The sequence below is a fragment of the Novosphingobium profundi genome, from assembly GCF_018491765.1.
GTDB lineage: Bacteria > Pseudomonadota > Alphaproteobacteria > Sphingomonadales > Sphingomonadaceae > Novosphingobium > Novosphingobium profundi.
Genome location: NZ_JABWCU010000001.1, coordinates 84,383 through 102,087, shown reverse-complemented (window position 1 = coordinate 102,087; position 17,705 = coordinate 84,383). Strand labels below are relative to the sequence as shown.

Annotated in this window: 18 protein-coding genes; 6 read left to right on the top strand and 12 right to left on the bottom strand. The window is 67.2% G+C overall.

Annotation, left to right across the window (positions count from 1 at the left end; genetic code table 11):
- Positions 1-87: 87 nt before the first annotated feature.
- From gatB to rpsU, 6 genes are all read right to left on the bottom strand, one after another.
- Positions 88-1,584: an Asp-tRNA(Asn)/Glu-tRNA(Gln) amidotransferase subunit GatB gene (gene gatB, locus HT136_RS00475; protein WP_214196681.1), complete on the bottom strand. Its 1,497-nt coding sequence runs from the start codon at positions 1,582-1,584 to the stop codon at positions 88-90.
- Position 1,585: 1 nt separating this feature from the next.
- Positions 1,586-3,070 (bottom strand): Asp-tRNA(Asn)/Glu-tRNA(Gln) amidotransferase subunit GatA, encoded by a 1,485-nt coding sequence (gatA, locus tag HT136_RS00470; protein ID WP_214196679.1) that lies wholly within the window; start codon positions 3,068-3,070, stop codon positions 1,586-1,588.
- Between the two features lie 25 nt (positions 3,071-3,095).
- A complete protein-coding gene (gatC, locus tag HT136_RS00465; RefSeq protein WP_214196677.1) occupies positions 3,096-3,398 on the bottom strand; it encodes an Asp-tRNA(Asn)/Glu-tRNA(Gln) amidotransferase subunit GatC in 303 nt (100 codons plus the stop codon).
- 152 nt (positions 3,399-3,550) lie between these two features.
- Positions 3,551-4,087 (bottom strand): FKBP-type peptidyl-prolyl cis-trans isomerase, encoded by a 537-nt coding sequence (locus HT136_RS00460; RefSeq protein ID WP_214196675.1) that lies wholly within the window; start codon positions 4,085-4,087, stop codon positions 3,551-3,553.
- A 19-nt stretch (positions 4,088-4,106) separates the two neighbouring features.
- Positions 4,107-4,643 (bottom strand): FKBP-type peptidyl-prolyl cis-trans isomerase, encoded by a 537-nt coding sequence (locus tag HT136_RS00455; protein ID WP_214196672.1) that lies wholly within the window; start codon positions 4,641-4,643, stop codon positions 4,107-4,109.
- 251 nt (positions 4,644-4,894) lie between these two features.
- Positions 4,895-5,101: a 30S ribosomal protein S21 gene (gene rpsU / locus HT136_RS00450; RefSeq protein WP_007011585.1), complete on the bottom strand. Its 207-nt coding sequence runs from the start codon at positions 5,099-5,101 to the stop codon at positions 4,895-4,897.
- Positions 5,102-5,345: 244 nt separating this feature from the next.
- Here rpsU and crcB point away from each other — a divergent pair, with 244 nt between their 5' ends.
- From crcB to HT136_RS00425, 5 genes are read left to right on the top strand one after another with little or no spacing between them, the layout of a single operon-like run.
- Positions 5,346-5,750: a fluoride efflux transporter CrcB gene (gene crcB, locus HT136_RS00445; protein WP_214196671.1), complete on the top strand. Its 405-nt coding sequence runs from the start codon at positions 5,346-5,348 to the stop codon at positions 5,748-5,750.
- On the top strand, positions 5,751-7,037 hold the full coding sequence (locus tag HT136_RS00440) for an RluA family pseudouridine synthase (RefSeq protein ID WP_214196669.1): 1,287 nt from the start codon (positions 5,751-5,753) through the stop codon (positions 7,035-7,037). It abuts the gene before it with no gap.
- Between the two features lie 17 nt (positions 7,038-7,054).
- Positions 7,055-7,705, top strand: coding sequence for an HAD-IA family hydrolase (locus HT136_RS00435; RefSeq protein WP_214196667.1), 651 nt, complete (start codon positions 7,055-7,057; stop codon positions 7,703-7,705).
- Positions 7,702-7,959 (top strand): hypothetical protein, encoded by a 258-nt coding sequence (locus HT136_RS00430; protein ID WP_214196665.1) that lies wholly within the window; start codon positions 7,702-7,704, stop codon positions 7,957-7,959. Before HT136_RS00435 ends, HT136_RS00430 begins: the two co-directional genes overlap by 4 nt.
- A 14-nt stretch (positions 7,960-7,973) precedes the next feature.
- On the top strand, positions 7,974-8,687 hold the full coding sequence (locus HT136_RS00425; protein ID WP_214196663.1) for an ATP12 family chaperone protein: 714 nt from the start codon (positions 7,974-7,976) through the stop codon (positions 8,685-8,687).
- A gap of 98 nt (positions 8,688-8,785) precedes the next feature.
- On the opposite strand, the gene HT136_RS00420 is transcribed toward HT136_RS00425, so the two are convergent.
- From HT136_RS00420 to HT136_RS00395, 6 genes are all read right to left on the bottom strand, one after another.
- On the bottom strand, positions 8,786-9,361 hold the full coding sequence (locus tag HT136_RS00420) for an outer membrane protein (protein ID WP_214196662.1): 576 nt from the start codon (positions 9,359-9,361) through the stop codon (positions 8,786-8,788).
- A 411-nt stretch (positions 9,362-9,772) separates the two neighbouring features.
- A complete protein-coding gene (locus HT136_RS00415; RefSeq protein WP_214196660.1) occupies positions 9,773-10,879 on the bottom strand; it encodes an SMP-30/gluconolactonase/LRE family protein in 1,107 nt (368 codons plus the stop codon).
- 198 nt (positions 10,880-11,077) lie between these two features.
- Entirely contained in the window at positions 11,078-11,704 is a 627-nt protein-coding gene (locus HT136_RS00410; RefSeq protein ID WP_343222067.1) for an ABC-type transport auxiliary lipoprotein family protein, read from the bottom strand.
- Positions 11,705-11,723: 19 nt separating this feature from the next.
- Entirely contained in the window at positions 11,724-12,662 is a 939-nt protein-coding gene (locus HT136_RS00405; protein WP_214196658.1) for an MlaD family protein, read from the bottom strand.
- Between the two features lie 9 nt (positions 12,663-12,671).
- Positions 12,672-13,553: an ABC transporter ATP-binding protein gene (locus tag HT136_RS00400; RefSeq protein WP_214196656.1), complete on the bottom strand. Its 882-nt coding sequence runs from the start codon at positions 13,551-13,553 to the stop codon at positions 12,672-12,674.
- The gene (locus HT136_RS00395) at positions 13,550-14,662 is read right to left on the bottom strand and encodes an ABC transporter permease (RefSeq protein ID WP_214196654.1); all 1,113 of its coding nucleotides are present in this window, start codon (positions 14,660-14,662) and stop codon (positions 13,550-13,552) included. The genes HT136_RS00400 and HT136_RS00395 overlap by 4 nt, the downstream gene beginning before the upstream one ends.
- Before the next feature lie 218 nt (positions 14,663-14,880).
- Here HT136_RS00395 and HT136_RS00390 point away from each other — a divergent pair, with 218 nt between their 5' ends.
- Positions 14,881-17,601, top strand: coding sequence for a valine--tRNA ligase (locus HT136_RS00390; RefSeq protein WP_214197181.1), 2,721 nt, complete (start codon positions 14,881-14,883; stop codon positions 17,599-17,601).
- Positions 17,602-17,705: the final 104 nt, after the last annotated feature.

Sequence of the window (17,705 nt, the reverse complement as noted above, 5' to 3'; positions counted from 1 at the left end):
CGGAAACGACTGCGGGCGGAGCGATGCCCCACGCATCGCTCCGCCCGCCTTCTCGTTGTGGGAGGGGCCTCTCCGGCCCCGCCCGGCTCAGCCCAGCTTGGTCTTGAGGATCTCGTTGACCACCTGCGGGTTGCCCTTGCCCTTCATGGCCTTCATCGTCTGGCCGACGAAGAAGCCGAACAGGGCGACCTTGCCGTCCTTGTACTGGGCGACCTTGTCCTCGTTCGCCGCCAGGATCTTGTCGACCTCGGCCTCGATCGCGCCGGTGTCCGATTCCTGCTTGAGGCCTTCGCGCTCGACGATGGTCTCGGCGTCATCGCCGGTCTCGAGCATGATCTCGAGCACCTGCTTGGCGGCCGAGCCCGAGATCGTGCCCTTGGCGATGAGCGCGAGCAGGTCGCCGCCCTTCTCGGGGGTGACGGGCGATTCCTCGAGGCTGGTGCCCAGCTTGTTGAGCGCGCCGAACAGTTCCGAGATCAGCCAGTTGGCCGCCTGCTTGGACACCTCGGCAGGGGCCTTGCCCGAAGCCTTGGCGGTTTCGGCCAGAAGACGCTCGAACCAGCGCGCGGTGTCGACATCGGCGGTCAGCACGGAGGCGTTGTAGGCCGAAAGACCCAGCTCGTTCTCGTAGCGCGCCTTCTTCGCATCGGGCAGCTCGGGCAGCGAAGCACGGCAATCTTCAAGGAAGTCATCTTCCAGGATCAGCGGCAGCAGGTCGGGATCGGGGAAGTAGCGGTAATCGTGCGCATCTTCCTTCGAACGCATCGAACGCGTGGTGCCCGAGTTCGGATCGAACAGGCGGGTTTCCTGGACGATCTGGCCACCCGATTCGAGCACGTCGACCTGGCGCATCGCCTCGTGCTCGATCGCCTGCATGACGAAGCGCACCGAGTTGACGTTCTTGGTCTCCGTGCGCGTGCCGAGCGGTTCGCCCGCCTTGCGCACCGAGACGTTGACGTCCGCGCGCATCGAGCCCTGGTCCATGTTGCCATCGCATGAGCCGACGTAGCGCAGGATCGTGCGCAGCTTGGACAGGTACGCACCCGCCTCGGCGGGCGAAGTCATGTCGGGGCGGCTGACGATCTCCATCAGCGCCACGCCCACGCGGTTGAGGTCCACGTAGGACATCGTCGGGTGCTGGTCGTGCATCAGCTTGCCCGCGTCCTGCTCGACGTGGATGCGCTCGATGCCGATGACCTTGTCTTCGGGGATGCCCGCCTTGGCGTCGGCCTCGATCGTCAGCGATCCCTCACCCACGATCGGGTGGTAAAGCTGGCTGATCTGGTAGCCCTGCGGAAGGTCGGCGTAGAAGTAGTTCTTGCGGTCGAAGCGCGAGTACTTGTTGATCTGCGCATTGATCGCCATGCCGGTGCGCACCGCCTGGCGAATGCACTCCTTGTTGGGCACGGGCAGCATGCCGGGCATCGCCGCGTCGATCAGCGCGACCTGCGTGTTGGGCTCGGCGCCGAACGCCGTCGCCGCGCCCGAGAAGAGCTTGGCCTGCGAGGTGACCTGCGCATGGACTTCGAGGCCGATCACGACCTCCCACTCGCCCGTTGCACCCTGAATGCGATAGTTGCTCATATTACCACCACTTCTCCGGCTTGGCCGTAAACTGGGCGCGCTGTTCGAGCGCGAGGCCGGCGTTGAGGACGCCCTGTTCGTCGAAGGCCTTGCCGATGATCTGAAGGCCCAGCGGCAACCCGTCCTTCGAGAGTCCTGCGGGCACCGACATGGCAGGAAGGCCCGCCAGCGAAGCGGGGACCGAGAACACGTCGTTGAGGTACATCGACAGCGGATCGTCGACGTTTTCGCCGAGCGCGAAGGCCGCGGTCGGCGTGGTCGGGGCGAGGATCACGTCGCACTGTTCGAAGGCCTTGGCAAAGTCCTGGCTGATCAGCGTGCGGACCTTCTGCGCCTGCGTGTAGTAGGCGTCGTAGAAACCGGCCGAAAGCACGTAGGTGCCGATCAGGATGCGGCGCTTCACCTCGGGGCCGAACCCGGCGGCGCGGGTCGCGGCGTACATGTCCTGAAGGTTGGCACCCTCGGGCAGGTCGCGCAGGCCATAGCGCACGCCGTCGTAGCGCGCGAGGTTCGAGGACGCCTCGGCGGGGGCGATGATGTAGTAGGTCGGCAGCGCGTACTTGGTGTGCGGCAGCGAGATGTCGACCACCTTCGCGCCCGCGTCCTTGAGCCAGGCCACGCCCTGGTCCCACAGCGCCACGATCTCGGCGTCCATGCCATCCATGCGGTACTCGCGCGGGATGCCCACGGTCTTGCCCGAAAGATCGGCCGAGAGCAGCGCTTCCCAATTGGGCACGGGCAGATCGAGGCTGGTCGCGTCCTTGGGGTCGAAGCCGGCCATGGCTTCCAGCATGATCGCGCAGTCGCGCGTGTCCTTGGCCATCGGGCCCGCCTGGTCGAGCGAGCTGGCAAAGGCCACGACGCCCCAGCGCGAGCAGCGCCCGTAGGTCGGCTTGATGCCGGTGGTGCCGGTGAAGGCGGCCGGCTGGCGGATCGAGCCGCCGGTGTCGGTGCCGGTCGCGGCGGGGCACAGGCGCGCGGCGATCGCGGCCGAGGAGCCGCCCGAGGAGCCGCCCGGTGCCAGCGGCGCGTTCGAACCTGCCTTGCGCCAGGGCGAAATCACGTTGCCGAAGTAGCTCGTCTCGTTCGACGAGCCCATCGCGAACTGGTCGAGGTTGAGCTTGCCCAGCATCCCCGCGCCCGCGTTCCACAGATTCTGCGAAACGGTCGATTCGTACTGCGGCCTGAAGCCTTCGAGGATGTGGCTGGCCGCCGTCGTCTGCACGTCGAAGGTCGCAAAGAGGTCCTTCATGCCGATCGGCACGCCGCCCATCTTGCCCAGCTCTTCACCCGCAGCGCGCTTGGCGTCGGTGGCCTTGGCCGCTTCGATCGCCTTTTCGGGCGTGGCGACGATGAAGGCGTTCAACGCCTCTTGCGCTGCGGCGACATTGGCGTTGAACGCCTCGGCCACTTCGAGCGCGGTAAAGTCACCGGCTTTGACGCCGTCGCGGATCCGGGCAACGCCCAGTTCGGTAAGTTCGGTCATGGTTCTTCTCTTTTCCGCCTGCGCCTTACTCGATCACCTTGGGCACGCCGTAGAAGCCGTGCTCGGCCACCGGCGCGTTGGCGAGAACCGCCTCGCGCTTGCCACCGCCGGTCAGCGGGTCGGCATCGACCACGTCGTCGCGCAGGCGCAGCGTATTGGGGATGACCGCGGTCATCGGCTCGACATTCGAGGTATCGACTTCGCCGAGTTGCTCCACCCAGGCGAGAATCCCGTTCAGTTCGGGCACCATCGCCTCGAGTTCCCCCTCGCTCACCTTGATGCGCGCGAGGCTAGCGATCTTCGCAACGGTTGCGGTATCGACCGACATGGCGTTCCTTCTTGTGTTGTCCTGACAGCCCGGCTGCGGCGCACACGGGATCGTGCGCGCACGCAAGCGGCGGCGCTCGTGATGACAGCCGCTAGCATCGGCGGCGGCGGGCTTCAAGCGGGGGCGACCCCGTCGGCCACGCGCGCGCCGACTTATTGCTGTTTCGGGTCCGGCTCGGGATCGGCGCCGCCGCCCTGCGCGGCGTCGATGCGGGCCTTGGCGGCGCGCTCCTGCTCGGCCTGGATCGCGGCCATCATCTGCGCGATTTCCTCGGGCGTCTTGTAGTCGATCAGCTCGATGTCGAAGACGAGGGTCGAATTGGCCGGAATCGGTCCGCTCGCTTCGGCCCCGTAGCCCAGTTCGGGCGGGATCGTCAGGCGGTAGTGCCCGCCGCGCTTCATCTGGACAAGCCCTTGCGCGAAGCCGGGCACCACGTTCGAGAGGTCGAGCGGCATGCGCTCGGCGGCGTCGAACTGGGTGCCGTCGGTGAGCATACCCTTGTAGGTGACGAGCACGAAGGAGCCGGGGGGAACAGTTTCGCCCTCCCCGTCCTTGAGCGTCTCGACCTTGACCTTGGGGCTCGCCGCCTCGGGTGCGGGGGCCGCCGACTTGTCCTGCGCGAGGAGCGGCGAGGCCGAAGACAGGGCCACCGCCGCGAGGAGCGCGGCGGTAAACGGCTTGCGGATCATGCCCAGGGCCCCGGCGCGCTTACTGCGCGGCGCCTGCGGGCGCCGGCGCGCCGGCGGCTCCGGCCGCGCCCTGCTGCTGCTGCATCTGCATCATCTGCTGCATCATGCGCTGCTGCTGCTCGATCTCGGCCTTGCTGCGGAAGTCGAGCAGCTCGACCTCGAACGTCAGGTCGGTGTTGGGCGCGATCTGGCCCTGGCCCTTGTCGCCATAGGCGAGCTCGGAAGGGATCTTGACCGTGTACTTGCCGCCCGCCTGCATCTTCTGCAGCGCGGTGGAGAAGCCCGGAATCACGCCGTCGAGCGCCATGGGGACCTGCTTGGCCTCGTCGAAGACCTTGCCGTCGGGAAGCGTGCCCTTGTAGTTGATCAGCACCATGTCCTCGCTCGTCGGCGAAGCGCCGTGGCCCGCGGTCAGCGTGGTGACCTTCACCTGCGGGGGCATCGCGGCATAGGCAATGCCGGCACCGGCGAGTGCGAGAGCGAGCGCGCCCACCCAGATCTTGGACAGCGAACCCTTCTTGACGGGCTGCAGCGGAACGCGGGTGATCTCGGTCATCGTATCGTAAGGCCTCGTGACGAAAGCGTGCCGCAGATTCGGCACCGGTGCGCAGATAGCGCCCCTTGGACCTTGCGCAAAGAGACCTTGTTGCCACAAACGCAAGTTCGCCAAGGACGCCAGACGCACAAAGGGCGCGAAACCTGAAAGTTCGCGCCCTCATGGCTCATGCGGCCGCGCCGTTCAAGCGGCGCGTCCGTATATCGAGGTGCCCGGGCACCGCCAGCCTGGCGCGCCCGGCGAACGCCGCCTTACTTGACGCCGTCGCGCTCCATGCGCTTGCGCTCGAGCTTGCGGGCGCGACGCACGGCAGCGGCCTTTTCACGGGCGCGCTTTTCCGAGGGCTTCTCGTAGTGGCGACGCAGCTTCATTTCGCGGTAGACGCCTTCACGCTGCAGCTTCTTCTTGAGCGCACGAAGGGCCTGGTCAACATTGTTGTCGCGAACCATGATCTGCATAAAACTACCACACCTCAAAAAATACAAACGAAGTCCGGCCCGCACCTCCTTTTGGCGAGTCGAACTGCGAATCATAGATGAACCAAAGGGCCGAATCCCGTGAGGAGACCGGCTTTGTTGGGCGCGCCAATATCAAAGTGACAGGTCAAAGACAAGCACGAACCAGCGAAAACCGCGCCCCGCGCCCTGCCTTGCCCGTGCGAAACATTGGAAAATGGGCGAATCGCGGGTAAGGCAGGCGCTTATGCCAACTCCTTCCTTTCTCGCCGCCTCGCTCTATGTAGCCACCGGCGGAGGCCTGGGCGCCTGGCTGCGCTTCCTGGTCGGGCGCGCGTGGGTCAGCGCGATCGGCCCGGTCCGTGCGGGAGCCTTTCCCTACAATACCTTGACCGTGAACCTGGTGGGCAGCCTGTTCATGGGGCTTCTCGTCGGGTGGTTTGCACGCTACGGGAGCCACGGCGAAGGAACGCACCTGTTCCTGGCCATCGGACTGCTGGGTGGTTTCACGACCTATTCCTCCTTCAGTCTCGATTTTCTATCTCTTGTCGAACGCGGCCAGCTCGGACTTGCCGCGATCTACCTCGGGATCTCGCTTGCGGCCGGGTTCGCAAGCCTCTTCCTGGGACTACTTATCATGCGGAGCGTCTGAATGGCGGGCAATGACGATACGGTTCGCCAGTTCACGGTGGGCCACGATGACGAAGGCGCGCGGCTCGATCGCTGGTTCAAGCGCCACCTGCCGCAAGTCGGCTTTGCGATGGTCTCGCGCTGGGCGCGCACCGGCCAGATCCGCGTCGATGGCAAGCGCGCCGATGTCGACACGCGCCTCACCGCAGGCCAGGTGCTGCGCGTGCCGCCCGGCGGCGAAGCGCGCCCCAGCGGCAAATCGCCCTACAAGCCGCGTGAGCTGTCCGAGGAAGAACTCGAGCTCGCCGACCAGATGGTGCTGACGCAGGACCGCGCCGCGATCGTACTCAACAAGCCGCCGGGCCTCGCCACGCAGGGCGGCTCGGGCATGAAGCAGCACGTCGACGGCCTGCTCGACGCCTATGCACCCAAGGGACCGCGCCCGCGCCTCGTCCACCGACTCGACAAGGACACCTCGGGTGTCCTGCTCGTCGCGCGCACGCCAGGCAGCGCGGCCTATTTCTCCAAGCGCTTCTCGGGCCGCACCGCCAAGAAGATCTACTGGGCGCTGGTCATCGGCGTGCCCAACATCAACGACGGCATGATCGAATTGCCCCTCGCCAAGCAGCCGGGCACCGGCGGCGAGAAGATGCACGTCGATGAAGAGAACGGCCAGAGCGCGCGCACCCGCTTTCGCGTGCTCGACCGCGCGGGCAACCGCGCGGCCTGGGTCGAGCTCCACCCGCTGACCGGACGCACCCACCAGCTGCGCGTCCACATGGCCGCGATCGGCCACCCGATCGTGGGCGACGGCAAGTACGGCGGGCAGGACGCGTTTCTTTCGGGCACGATCAGCCGCAAGATGCACCTCCACGCCCGGCGCCTGATCATCGAGCACCCCGATGGCGCCCCGCTCGACGTCACCGCCCCGCTGCCCGAGCACTTCGCCAATTCGATGGAGAACCTGGGCTTCGACGAGGCGGATGGCGCCGAACTGCCCCCCGCTCCGCCCGAATTCACCAAAGCCGATGAAAAGCGCGCGGCCAAGCAGCACTCCAAGCAGCTGCGCAAGGAGCGGCGTGGCGAGCGGCGCTCGCGCACCGGCGGCCAATCGGACGATGCGCGCGCGCCGCGCTCGGGCGGCGCCCGGGGCAAGCCTTCGGGCAAGCCCGGCGGCAAACCGGACGGAAAGCCGAGCGGAAAGGCGGGTGGTCGGGGCTTTGCCAAGGCCGGACCGGGCGCGCGTCCGGTCAAGAAGTCGGGCCCCAAGAAGGGCAAGGGCAGTCCCGTGCCCAAGGGCAAGCGCTGAGCGCGGGAGTGGCCGTGATGAAACTGGCGGTCTTCGATTGCGACGGCACCCTGATCGACGGGCAGGCCGCGATCTGCGAGGCGATGGAGGCGACCTTCGCCGCCTTCGACCTCGCCGCCCCCGCGCGTCCGGTGATCCGCCGCGCAGTCGGCCTCTCGCTGCCCCAGGCGATGCGCGCGCTGCTGCCCGAGAGCGACGAGGCCCAGCAGCACGCGATGGCCGACACCTACAAGCAGGCGTTTCGCCAGGCGCGCACCGAGGGCCGCGTCTCGCAGCCGCTCTTCGAGGGCGTTCGCGAGATGCTCGAGGACCTCGTCGGGGCGGGCTGGACGCTGGCGGTCGCCACCGGCATGTCCGACCGGGGCCTGGCGCATTGCCTCGCCAACAACGGCATCGCGGAGCTCTTCGTCAGCCTCCAGACCGCCGACCGCCACCCTTCCAAGCCGCACCCCGCGATGCTTGAGCAGGCGCTGTTCGAAGCGGGCGCGCAGGCCAGCGAGGCGGTGATGATCGGGGACACCGTCTACGACATGACGATGGCCAAGGCCGCCTACGTGCGCGCCGTGGGGGTCGACTGGGGCTACCACCACCCCGAGGAACTGCGCGCGGCGGGCGCCGAATTCGTCGCCGAGACCCCGGCGCAGCTGACCGCGCGCCTCCTGGCATGAGCGCGACGCCTCCCCCCTCCCCCCGGGAACCGGCTGCGCGGCGCTTCTTCGTGCTCCAGGCCGCGCGCCTCTCGGGCGTGGCGCTGGTGGTGCTGGGCATCATCGCCTCGAAGGGGACCGCGCTCCTCTTCCTCGGCGAAGATCTCGGCTACGCGATGATGGGCCTGGGGCTCCTCATCCTCTTCTTCGTGCCAGTCTGGCTCGCCCGCAAGTGGCGCAGCGAACAGCCCGGCCGCGACACCCAGCCCGACTGAACGACGAGACCGACGTGAAACGTTTCTACAAGGAAGTGACCACCACACCGGCCGATGCGGCCGAGAACGCAGGTGGCTGGCGCGTGCTGCTCGACGGGCGCGCGATCAAGACCGCCGGCGGGCGGGCGCAAGTCGTGCCGAGCCAGGCGCTGGCCGAAGCGCTGGCGAGCGAATGGGCCGCGCAGGGCGAGGAGATCGATCCGCGCCTCTTCGTCACGCGCGATCTCGTGGACTACGCGATCGACGCGGTGGCGCCCGCGCGCGAGGCCGCGCTCGCCGAGCTGCTCCCTTACGCCGACACCGATACGCTGTGCTATCGCGCCGATCCCGACGAGGCGCTCTACAAGCGCCAGCTCGAGGTCTGGGAGCCGATCCTGACCGCGACCGAGACCCGCCTCGGCGTCCGATTCACCCGCATCTCGGGCGTGATCCACCGGGCGCATCCGGCCGAGACCGCCGCGCGCCTTCACGCCCTGCTGGCCGAAGCCGACCCTTTCACGCTCGCCGCCCTCAAGATGATGGCAAGCCTTGCCGCCTCGCTGGTGATCGCGCTCGCCGCGCTCGAGGACGACGCCGATGCACAGAAACTGTGGCGCGCGGCCAATCTCGAGGAAGACTGGCAGGTCGAGCTGTGGGGCGAGGACGAAGAGGCGGCCGAGAACCGCACCGCCCGCTTCGAGGCCTTCCGTCTCGCGCAGCAGGTCGCCGCGCTGACCCGCGCGGCCTGACCGCCGCACCGCTCACCCGATGATGCAAGAAAGCCCGCCCCGGTCGAACCGGAGCGGGCCTTTTCCGTCGTCAGCCTCTCGGTGGCGTGTGCCGACGATCAGAACTTGGTGCCGACGGCGATCACGCCCTGGTGACGGCTAAAGTCCGACTCGTAGTTCGAGTAGCGATACTCGGCCTTGACGAAGAGCGTGCTGGTCACGTCGACCTCGTAGCCCGCACCGAGGCGGAAGCCGTCGAGGTCGTGGTGCGCGGTCGCGTCGCTGAAACCGGTCGCGTCGAGCGAGGGCGAGTTGTAGCTCGAGCCGACGCGGGCGTTGGTGTAGCCGCCGAAGACGTAAAGCTTGGTCTTCTCGCTCATCTGCGTGCCCACGCGCACGACGGCGGCGAGGTCACGGTTCGCCTCGAGGCAGCTACGGTCACCGGCTTCGGCCACATCGTGCACGCAGTCGCGCGCCGTGCTGTCGCCGTAGGTGCCCTGAATACCGACGAACATGCCGCCGGGGATCTGGTAGTCGTAACCGGCCGAAACGCCGTAGTCGAAGCCTGCCTCGGAATCGCCGCCCTGCTGCGCCACGTCGAGACCACCTTCGACCTGCACGTAAGCCTGTGCATTGGCGATGGCGGGAACGGCGAACAGCGCTGCACTGGCAGCAAGAAGAGCAATCTTCTTCATTGTAAACTCCTGAATATATTGGCCGCAACTGGTCACTTGGCCAGCGGGCCCGGGCCCCATACGCCTCACCACAGGGCGTGCAACCGGCGTGGGGGAGCCTCCCCGCCCGCGCTTCTGGAGCGTGTCTTTTTGACCACAGTGGTCCCTGTGGACAGTTTCATGCAACCGCGCAAATCCGGGCCTGCGCGCTATTCGGCCCCGTCGAGCGCTTCGTGCCGTAACAAATTTGTAATCTGTGGTCTTTAAATTGCACGATGCAGCACTATGTGTTTTGTATTGTTGCATCACCAATGCACAATTTTGCACCCGTGCAACGCAAAGTTGCTGGTGGCCTTCCACGAATCACGCAAATCCGGCGATTTGCCAAGGCCGGCGCGTCTTGCGTGCAGGTCTTGCACGAAAGCGCCGCAATCACGGCAGTTCGGCCACCTGCGGCGTCACCGCAACCCGCGTCAGCCGATCGCCGAAGGCGGTCCCCAGCCACCAGGCCCCGCTCGCGCGCACCGTGACCGAGAAGCCCGGGCTGGTGCGGCCGGCCGAGCGCACCAGGGGGCGCCAGCTTCGCGCCCTGAAGTCGACCAGCACCGCCGAGGAGGGAAAGGCACAGCCCGCCGGCCCCAGCCCTGCACAGTTGCGCGTGCTACCCCTCGGAGCGCCGGTGCCGCCAGTGACGATCGCCTCATGGTCGGAAAGAAGCGTGACGTTGTCGGGCTGCATCGCCAGGGCGACGTGCACCGCGCCGCGTCCATCGGGTGCGAGGCGGGTGACACGGCGCCCGTACGTCTCGGCGTAGACCAGCACGCCGCCGTCGGCGCTGGCATCGACACCGTTGGGAAAGCTGCCCGCCGCACCCGGAACCGGTGCCCAACCACCCGTCGGCGTCCAGCGCATCACCTCGCCCGTCGGTGCGCCCCGGGCAAGAAGCGCCTCGAGCGCGGCGCGATCGAGCGCGCGGTCGAACATGTGCGTGGCGACGAGGCTTCCCTCGGGAAGCGGCGCGAGATCGTTGAGATAGAGCGCAGAGGGCACCGCGAGACAGCCCAGACGCCGCGCGGTGACGCCGTGCCGATCGACCGCGAGGCGCCATCGCTCGATCGTGTCGTGCGCGCCGTGGACGATGCGCAGCAGCCGGTAGCCCTTCCCTTCACGGCGTACCCCGATCCCGCCGGCGCGCCCCGACAGACACCCCGCCGCCTCGGCCTGCACTCCGGTCGGCCGCGCGAACGCGATGCGTCGCCCCCCGCGCGTGTCGATCGCGACGAGGCCCGTGTCGCCCTGCCCGCGGCCCTGCCCGCTCACCACCAGCCAGCGGCTTCCGGCGAGAACCGCGATGTCCTCGGGTCCATCGAACCCGCATAGCGCGCCGCGGCACGGCCCGAGCGCGACCCCGCCCGGTTCGCCGAGTCCGGTGCCTTGCAATCCCACATGCGCCCATCCCGCAGGGGCGAACGGGCCGGTCACGGCCAGCGTTAGAGCCAGAGCCATTCCGGCGATCGCAGTGCGGGTCTTCGGGCGCATGCCACCTCCTGTGCGGGCGCCACGCCGGTTCGCCGGTCGGGGCTAGCACCCGTCGGGCCACCCGGCAGCGCACGGCGGGCCCGCCTGACCATCTGGCGAACAGGCCGCAGCCGGAAGGCAAGCCTCATGCCCGAAAACGCGAACGGCGCCGCAGCCCAGGCCGCGACGCCGTTCAAGCGTTCATCAATTCGCGCCGGTTCAGTCGCGCACCCAGGCGGCGACCTGTCCGGCGACGTCGTTGGCCGCGCGGTTGAGCGCGGGGCCCACCGTTTGCGCCTTGGGCGCGACGCCGGGGATCACCGCCTCGAAGCGCTTGCGCTTGATCTCATCGCCGCCACGATGCGAAAGCACCGCGTCGAAGCGCACCACCACCGACTGGGTCGATGCCTCGTAGCCCATCTCGAGCAGGCGCCCGCCGACGAAAGTCTTGCCGGTCACCTCGAAATCGCCGCCCTCGAGCACCATGCCGCCGTTCTCGGCGCGGATCGTCTCGGCGAGCAGGCCGCGGAACAGCCGGGTCGGCTTTTCCACCCAGCCCGCGTCCTTGAGATAGGCGAGGCTCGAGGCGTCGACCCGGACCGGCACGCGCAGCGCATCGAGGCTGCGATCGGCCTCGGGATCGAGCACCACGAGCGCATCGGTCAGCTTGCCGCTGGTGGTCGTACCCGCAGGCGCGACGTGTTCGGGCGTCAGGCGCAGCAGCGAGTCGGGCGCCTCGGGCGCGAGGCTGACACAGCCGGCCAGCGCGAGACCGGCGAGACCGGCCATGGCCCATCCCCGAAAGGCCCGGGGCGAGATCGAAAGGGTGCGAACATGCGTCATCATCGTCGTGTCCTTGGCCGTGTCACGGCTTGTAGTCGGGCAGCTTCTGCCCCTTGAGCAGGGCACCGGCCCCCTGTTCGTCGATCTTCTCGGTCACGTTGCGCAGCGCCTTGCTGGTCGCCCGCAGATCACGGATCGCGGCCTCGGCGGCGGGCAGCGTGCTTTGCGAAACCTGGTCGAGCGCGGGCTGGGCGTGGGCCATCGTAGTGTTGAGCTGGTCCATCGATTCCTGCGCGGCCTTCAACGTCTTGCGCAGCTGGTCGGCCAGCGAATCGCCCTTCGAGCCGAGCAGATCGTCGGCCTTGCTGGCGACGCCCTCGAAGGCGGCCAGTGTCTTGGTCGCCTGGTCGAGCGTGCCCTGCAATTCGGCCAGCGTGCCGCGCAGCTGCGGGGTCGCCTGCGAGAGATCGCGCGTCATCTTGTCGGTATTGGCGAGAATGCCCGTGATCGAGCGCCGGTTCTCCTCCGACATGAGCTGGTTGAGGTTCTCGGTCAGCGTGGCGAGGCGCTCCATCAGGAGCGGCGCGTTGGCGAGCACTTCGGAGAAGCCGCCGCGCTTGGTCGGGATCACCGGCACGCCCTCGGGACCCGGCTCCTCCAGCAGCGGCGCGCCCTTGACCGCACCTTCCAGCTGGATGTCCGAGACGCCGGTGAAGCTTCCCTGGATCGTCGCGGTGGTGCCCACCGTGATCGGCACGCGCTCCTTCACCTTCACGCGCACGCGCACGAAGCTGGGGTCCTTGGGCCAGAGTTCGATCTGCGAGATCTGGCCGACCGGCACGCCCGAGAAGTTCACTTCCGACCCCAACGCCAGCCCATCGACCGACTGCTTGAAGAAGATGTCGTACTCGTGCTGGTCGCCCTCGTTGAGGCGGGCGAGCCAGATGACGAAGCCCGCGGCAAGCGCCAGCAAGAGAAGCGTGACCGCTCCGACCCAGACGTGATTGGCTTTGGTTTCCATGCGTGTGCCTTATGCCCCCGTCGTCGAGGAATTGTCACTCTCGCCCGCCGCGACGGCGCACTCGGCGCTGACTTCGGCGGCGGCCTCGAGCTGGGGATCGTTCTTGCCCGCGAGCGCGGCCCGCCCGCGCGGTCCGTTGAAGTATTCCTGGATCCAGGGATGATCGAGCGCGAGCAGTTCGGGGATCGTCCCCACCGCGATGACCTTCTTGTCGGCCAGCACCGCCACCCGGTCGCAGATCGCGTAGAGGGTGTCGAGATCGTGGGTGATCAGGAACACCGTAAGCCCGAGCGTTTCCTTCAGTTCGCGCGTGAGATTGTCGAACGCCGCCGCACCGATCGGGTCAAGCCCTGCGGTCGGCTCGTCGAGGAAGAGCAGCTCGGGATCGAGCGCGAGCGCGCGGGCCAGGCCAGCGCGCTTCTTCATGCCTCCCGAAAGCTCGCTCGGGAACTTGAAGGCCGCCTCGTCGGGCAGGCCCGAGAGACGCACCTTGAAGCGCGCGATCTCGCCGCGCAGCTGGTCCGAAATCTCGGGATAGAACTGCTTCAAGGGCACTTCCACGTTCTCGCCCACGGTGAGCGTCGAGAACAGCGCGCCGCCCTGGAACAGCACACCCCAGCGCGAACGGATGTCGATGTCGTCCTCGTCCTCGGGCTCCATCATGTTGCGCCCGAGCACCTCGATCTCGCCACTCGACGGGGTCTGCAGCCCGATGATCGAGCGCATCAGCACCGACTTGCCGGTGCCCGAGCCGCCCACCACGCCCAGGACTTCGCCCTTGCGCACCTTGAGGTCGAGATCCTCGTGGATGAGGTGCTCGCCAAAGGCATTGGTGAGGCCGCTCACGCAGATCGGGTACTCGCCGCTATAATCGTCGTTGAGGTCGGTCATTTCCAGCCGATCTTGGTGAAGAACACCGCAAAGAAGGCGTCGAGCACGATCACCGTGAAGATCGCGGTGACCACCGCCTGGGTGGTGCGGCTGCCCACTTCCTCGGCGTTGCCCGAAACCTGCATGCCCTGGTAGCAACCCGCCAGCGCCACGATCAGCGCGAAGACCGGGGCCTTGATGAGGCCGATCCACACGTCGGTGATCGGCACCACTTCCTGGGTGCGGCGCAGGAAGGCGAAGAAGGGGATGTCGAGCGCGAAGTTCGAGATGAAGGCCCCCCCGATGATCGAGCAGATCGCGGCGTAGAAGCCGAGCAGCGGCATCATGATCATCGCGGCCAGCACGCGCGGCAGCACCAGCGATTCCATCGGCGCGACGCCGATCGTGCGCATCGCATCGACTTCCTCGGTCAGCTTCATCGTGCCGATCTGCGCGGCGAAGGCCGATCCCGAGCGGCCCGCGACCATGATCGCGGTCATCAGCACGCCCAGCTCGCGCATCGAGAGGCGTCCGGTGAGGTTGATGGTGTAGAATTCGGCGCCGAACTGGGCGAGCTGCACCGCGCCCTGCTGCGCGATCACGATGCCGATGAGGAAGCTCATCAAGCCCACGATCCACAAGGCGTTGACGCCCACGTGCTGCATGTGGTGGACGAGCGCCTTGGCCCGAAAGCGCGACGGATGGACGATCGTCGTGCCCATCGTCGCCATCAGCGCACCGAAGAAGCCGACCGTGCGCACGAACCCGCTGCCCCAGTTCGTGACGAGATCGCCCAGTTCCTCGAGCGTGCGCGTGATGAAGGGCCGCATCGGCGGCTTGGGCTCGGCCTCGTCGAGGTCGCCCACCGCCGCGAACAGGCGCTCGGCCCGCTCGCTGGCGCCGGTAATCTCGATCCCGTGCTTTCGGGCGAACTCCATCGTCAGCCAGGCGCCGGTGGTGTCGATATCGGTCACCCCGGACAAGTCGATCGCGCTGTAGCCGCCACCCAGAGCGCGCAGGCGACTGTCGAGATCGCCAATCGAATGGACGCGCAACGACCCGCTCAGCACCAATACCGGCGCCTTGCCCCCGTCGCTCTCCGACACCGAAAAATCAGCCCATTGTCTCATTTGCGTGCGTAATGGGGAATAATCCGTGTCCCGGCAAGAAGTTCCGTGGCAGCGACGAAATGCGCGATCGGTGTCGGACGGTTCATCCATCCCCTCCCGCTGTGGCAGCAGGATGAGGCGAAATCGTGGCACACGAAAGGCACCGCAAGATGACAATGCGTAACCGGCTGCAACAGGCCGCTTGCGCGCGGCGCAGCGCGCTGGCAAAGCGCGGCGCCATGACCCAGACGCCCGAAAACACGCCCGAGAACGCTCTCGACAAGACCTTCGATCCCGCCGCGATCGAGGCCAAGTGGTACGCCCACTGGGAAGAGACCGGCCTCTTCCGCCCCGAGCGCCCCGACGCGCAGCCCTTCACGATCGTCAATCCGCCGCCCAACGTGACGGGCTCGCTGCACATCGGCCACGCGCTCGACAACACGCTGCAGGACATCGTCATCCGTCACGAACGTCTCAAGGGCAAGGACGCGCTGTGGGTGGTGGGCACCGACCATGCGGGCATCGCCACGCAGATGGTCGTCGAGCGCCAGATGGAGGCGCGCCAGGACAAGCGCACCAACCATTCGCGCGAGGACTTCGTCGCCAAGGTGTGGGAATGGAAGGCCGAGAGCGGCGGCACGATCACGCGCCAGCTGCGGCGCCTGGGCTGCTCGATGGACTGGAGCCGCGAGCAGTTCACCATGGACCCGCACTTCACGGGCGCGGTGGTCAAGGTCTTCGTCGAACTGCACAAGCAGGGCCTGATCTACCGCGACAAGCGGCTGGTGAACTGGGACCCCAAGCTCAAGACCGCGATCTCCGACCTCGAGGTGGAGACCCGCGAGGTCAAGGGCGGCTTCTGGCACTTCAAGTACCCGCTTGCCGACGGCGTGACCCGTGACGACGGGCTCGACTACATCGAGGTTGCCACCACGCGTCCCGAGACGATGCTGGCCGACATGGCGGTTGCCGTGAACGCCGAAGACGCGCGCTACACGTCGGTCATCGGCAAGGAGATCCTCCAGCCGATCACCGGGCGCCGCTTCAAGATCGTCGCCGACGAGCACGCCGATCCCGAACTGGGTTCGGGCGCGGTGAAGATCACCCCAGGACATGACTTCAACGACTTCGAGGTGGGCAAGCGCGCCGGGTTCAAGCCCGCCGAAATGCTCAACATGTTCGATGCCGATGCGAACGTGGTGCAGACCGCCGACGGCCTCGTGCCCGAAAAGTACCTCGGCATGGAGCGCTTCGCCGCGCGCGAGGCCGTGGTCGCCGAGATGAAGGCCCTTGGCCTGCTCATCCCCCACGTCGTCACCACGACGAACAAGGAAGGCGAGACCGAAACCGTCGAGCACGACGCCGAGCCGCGCACGATCCAGACGCCCTTTGGCGATCGCGGCGGCGTGGTGATCGAGCCCTGGCTGACCGACCAGTGGTACGTCGATGCCGCCACTCTCGCCCAGCCTGCCATCGCGGCGGTGCGCGACGGGGCAATCGAGGTCGTCCCCAAGACTTGGGAGAAGACCTATTTCAACTGGATGGAGAACATCCAGCCCTGGTGCGTCAGCCGCCAGCTCTGGTGGGGCCACCGCATTCCGGCGTGGTACACCGAGGACGGCGAAGTCTTCGTCGCCGAAACCGAGGAAGAAGCCCAGGCCCTCGCCGGCAACAAGGCGCTCAGGCGCGACGAGGACGTGCTCGACACCTGGTTCTCCTCGGCGCTCTGGCCCTTCGCGACACTCGGCTGGCCCGAGAAGACCGACCTGCTCGCCAAGCACTACCCCAACGACCTGTTGATCTCGGGCTTCGACATTCTGTTCTTCTGGTGCGCGCGTATGGCGATGCAGGGCATCCACTTCATGGACGAGGTGCCCTGGAAGAAGCTCTACCTCCACGGCCTCGTGCGCGCGTCCGATGGCGCGAAGATGTCGAAGTCGAAGGGCAACGTGGTCGACCCGCTCGGCCTCATCGACCAGTACGGCGCCGACGCGCTGCGCTTCTTCATGGCCGCCATGGAAAGCCAGGGCCGCGACATCAAGATGGATGACAAGCGCGTCGAGGGGTACCGCAACTTCGCCACCAAGCTGTGGAACGCGGCGCGTTTCTGCCAGTCGAACGGCGTCGTTGCCTCGACTTCGTTTGCCGCGCCCGCCGCGACCTCGGCCGTCAACCGCTGGATCATCGGCGAAGTGGTCGAGACCGTCGCCGAGCTCGACAAGGCGATGGCGGACTTGCGCTTCGATGCCGCCGCGAACGCGATCTACCACTTCGTGTGGGACAATTTCTGCGACTGGTACATCGAACTGGTGAAAGGCAACTTCGACGCCGAGACCCAGGCGGTCGCCGGCTGGGTGCTCGACCAGATCCTCGTCATGCTCCACCCCTTCATGCCCTTCGTCACCGAAGAGCTGTGGTCGAAGATGGGCGCGCGCGAGGCCGAGCTGATTGTCGCCAAATGGCCCGAACCGCAAGCCGCGGTCGACGCCGCCGCCAAGGCCGAAGTCGAAGGGCTGATCGCGCTCATCGGAAACTTGCGCGCGGCGAAGGCGGAGCTGGGCATTACCCCCGGCGCGCGCCTTACCGCCTATGCCGCAGAGGCCTCCGAGGCGACCCGCGCGATCATCGGCGGCAACGCCACCGTGATCGACCGCCTCGCCCGCCTCGACGCGATCCACTTCGAGGCCGCGCCTGCCGGACCTGTCCTCCAGGTCGGCGCGGGCGACACGATGCTCGCGATCCCGCTCGAGGGCGTGATCGACATCGCCGCCGAGAAGACCCGCCTCGAAAAGGCGCTTGCCGCCTCGCAGAAGGAAGCCAAGTCACTGGAAGGCCGCCTCTCGAACCCCAAGTTCGTCGAGAAGGCCAAGCCCGAGGCGGTCGAGAAGGCCCGCGCCGACCACGCGCACCACACCGCCGAAGCGACCCGCCTTGCCGCCGCACTCGAGCGGCTGGGTTAAACCCGACACGAAAAGGCCCGCGAACATCGCGGGCCTTTTCTTTTCAAATCCAAGGGGTTTACCACCCCTCGACCCCGTATACCGTCCAGCTCACGGGCGCGAAG

Excerpts from the sequence above, each read along its gene's own strand:
- gatC (WP_214196677.1), bottom strand. The coding sequence starts at position 3,398 with ATGTCGGTCGATACCGCAACCGTTGCGAAGATCGCTAGCCTCGCGCGC.
- rpsU (WP_007011585.1), bottom strand. The coding sequence starts at position 5,101 with ATGCAGATCATGGTTCGCGACAACAATGTTGACCAGGCCCTTCGTGCG.
- gatA (WP_214196679.1), bottom strand. The coding sequence starts at position 3,070 with ATGACCGAACTTACCGAACTGGGCGTTGCCCGGATCCGCGACGGCGTC.
- HT136_RS00390 (WP_214197181.1), top strand. The coding sequence starts at position 14,881 with ATGACCCAGACGCCCGAAAACACGCCCGAGAACGCTCTCGACAAGACC.
- HT136_RS00415 (WP_214196660.1), bottom strand. The coding sequence starts at position 10,879 with ATGCGCCCGAAGACCCGCACTGCGATCGCCGGAATGGCTCTGGCTCTA.
- crcB (WP_214196671.1), top strand. The coding sequence starts at position 5,346 with ATGCCAACTCCTTCCTTTCTCGCCGCCTCGCTCTATGTAGCCACCGGC.
- HT136_RS00455 (WP_214196672.1), bottom strand. The coding sequence starts at position 4,643 with ATGACCGAGATCACCCGCGTTCCGCTGCAGCCCGTCAAGAAGGGTTCG.
- HT136_RS00440 (WP_214196669.1), top strand. The coding sequence starts at position 5,751 with ATGGCGGGCAATGACGATACGGTTCGCCAGTTCACGGTGGGCCACGAT.
- HT136_RS00430 (WP_214196665.1), top strand. The coding sequence starts at position 7,702 with ATGAGCGCGACGCCTCCCCCCTCCCCCCGGGAACCGGCTGCGCGGCGC.
- HT136_RS00435 (WP_214196667.1), top strand. The coding sequence starts at position 7,055 with ATGAAACTGGCGGTCTTCGATTGCGACGGCACCCTGATCGACGGGCAG.
- HT136_RS00395 (WP_214196654.1), bottom strand. The coding sequence starts at position 14,662 with ATGAGACAATGGGCTGATTTTTCGGTGTCGGAGAGCGACGGGGGCAAG.
- gatB (WP_214196681.1), bottom strand. The coding sequence starts at position 1,584 with ATGAGCAACTATCGCATTCAGGGTGCAACGGGCGAGTGGGAGGTCGTG.
- HT136_RS00405 (WP_214196658.1), bottom strand. The coding sequence starts at position 12,662 with ATGGAAACCAAAGCCAATCACGTCTGGGTCGGAGCGGTCACGCTTCTC.
- HT136_RS00460 (WP_214196675.1), bottom strand. The coding sequence starts at position 4,087 with ATGATCCGCAAGCCGTTTACCGCCGCGCTCCTCGCGGCGGTGGCCCTG.
- HT136_RS00400 (WP_214196656.1), bottom strand. The coding sequence starts at position 13,553 with ATGACCGACCTCAACGACGATTATAGCGGCGAGTACCCGATCTGCGTG.
- HT136_RS00420 (WP_214196662.1), bottom strand. The coding sequence starts at position 9,361 with ATGAAGAAGATTGCTCTTCTTGCTGCCAGTGCAGCGCTGTTCGCCGTT.
- HT136_RS00410 (WP_343222067.1), bottom strand. The coding sequence starts at position 11,704 with ATGATGACGCATGTTCGCACCCTTTCGATCTCGCCCCGGGCCTTTCGG.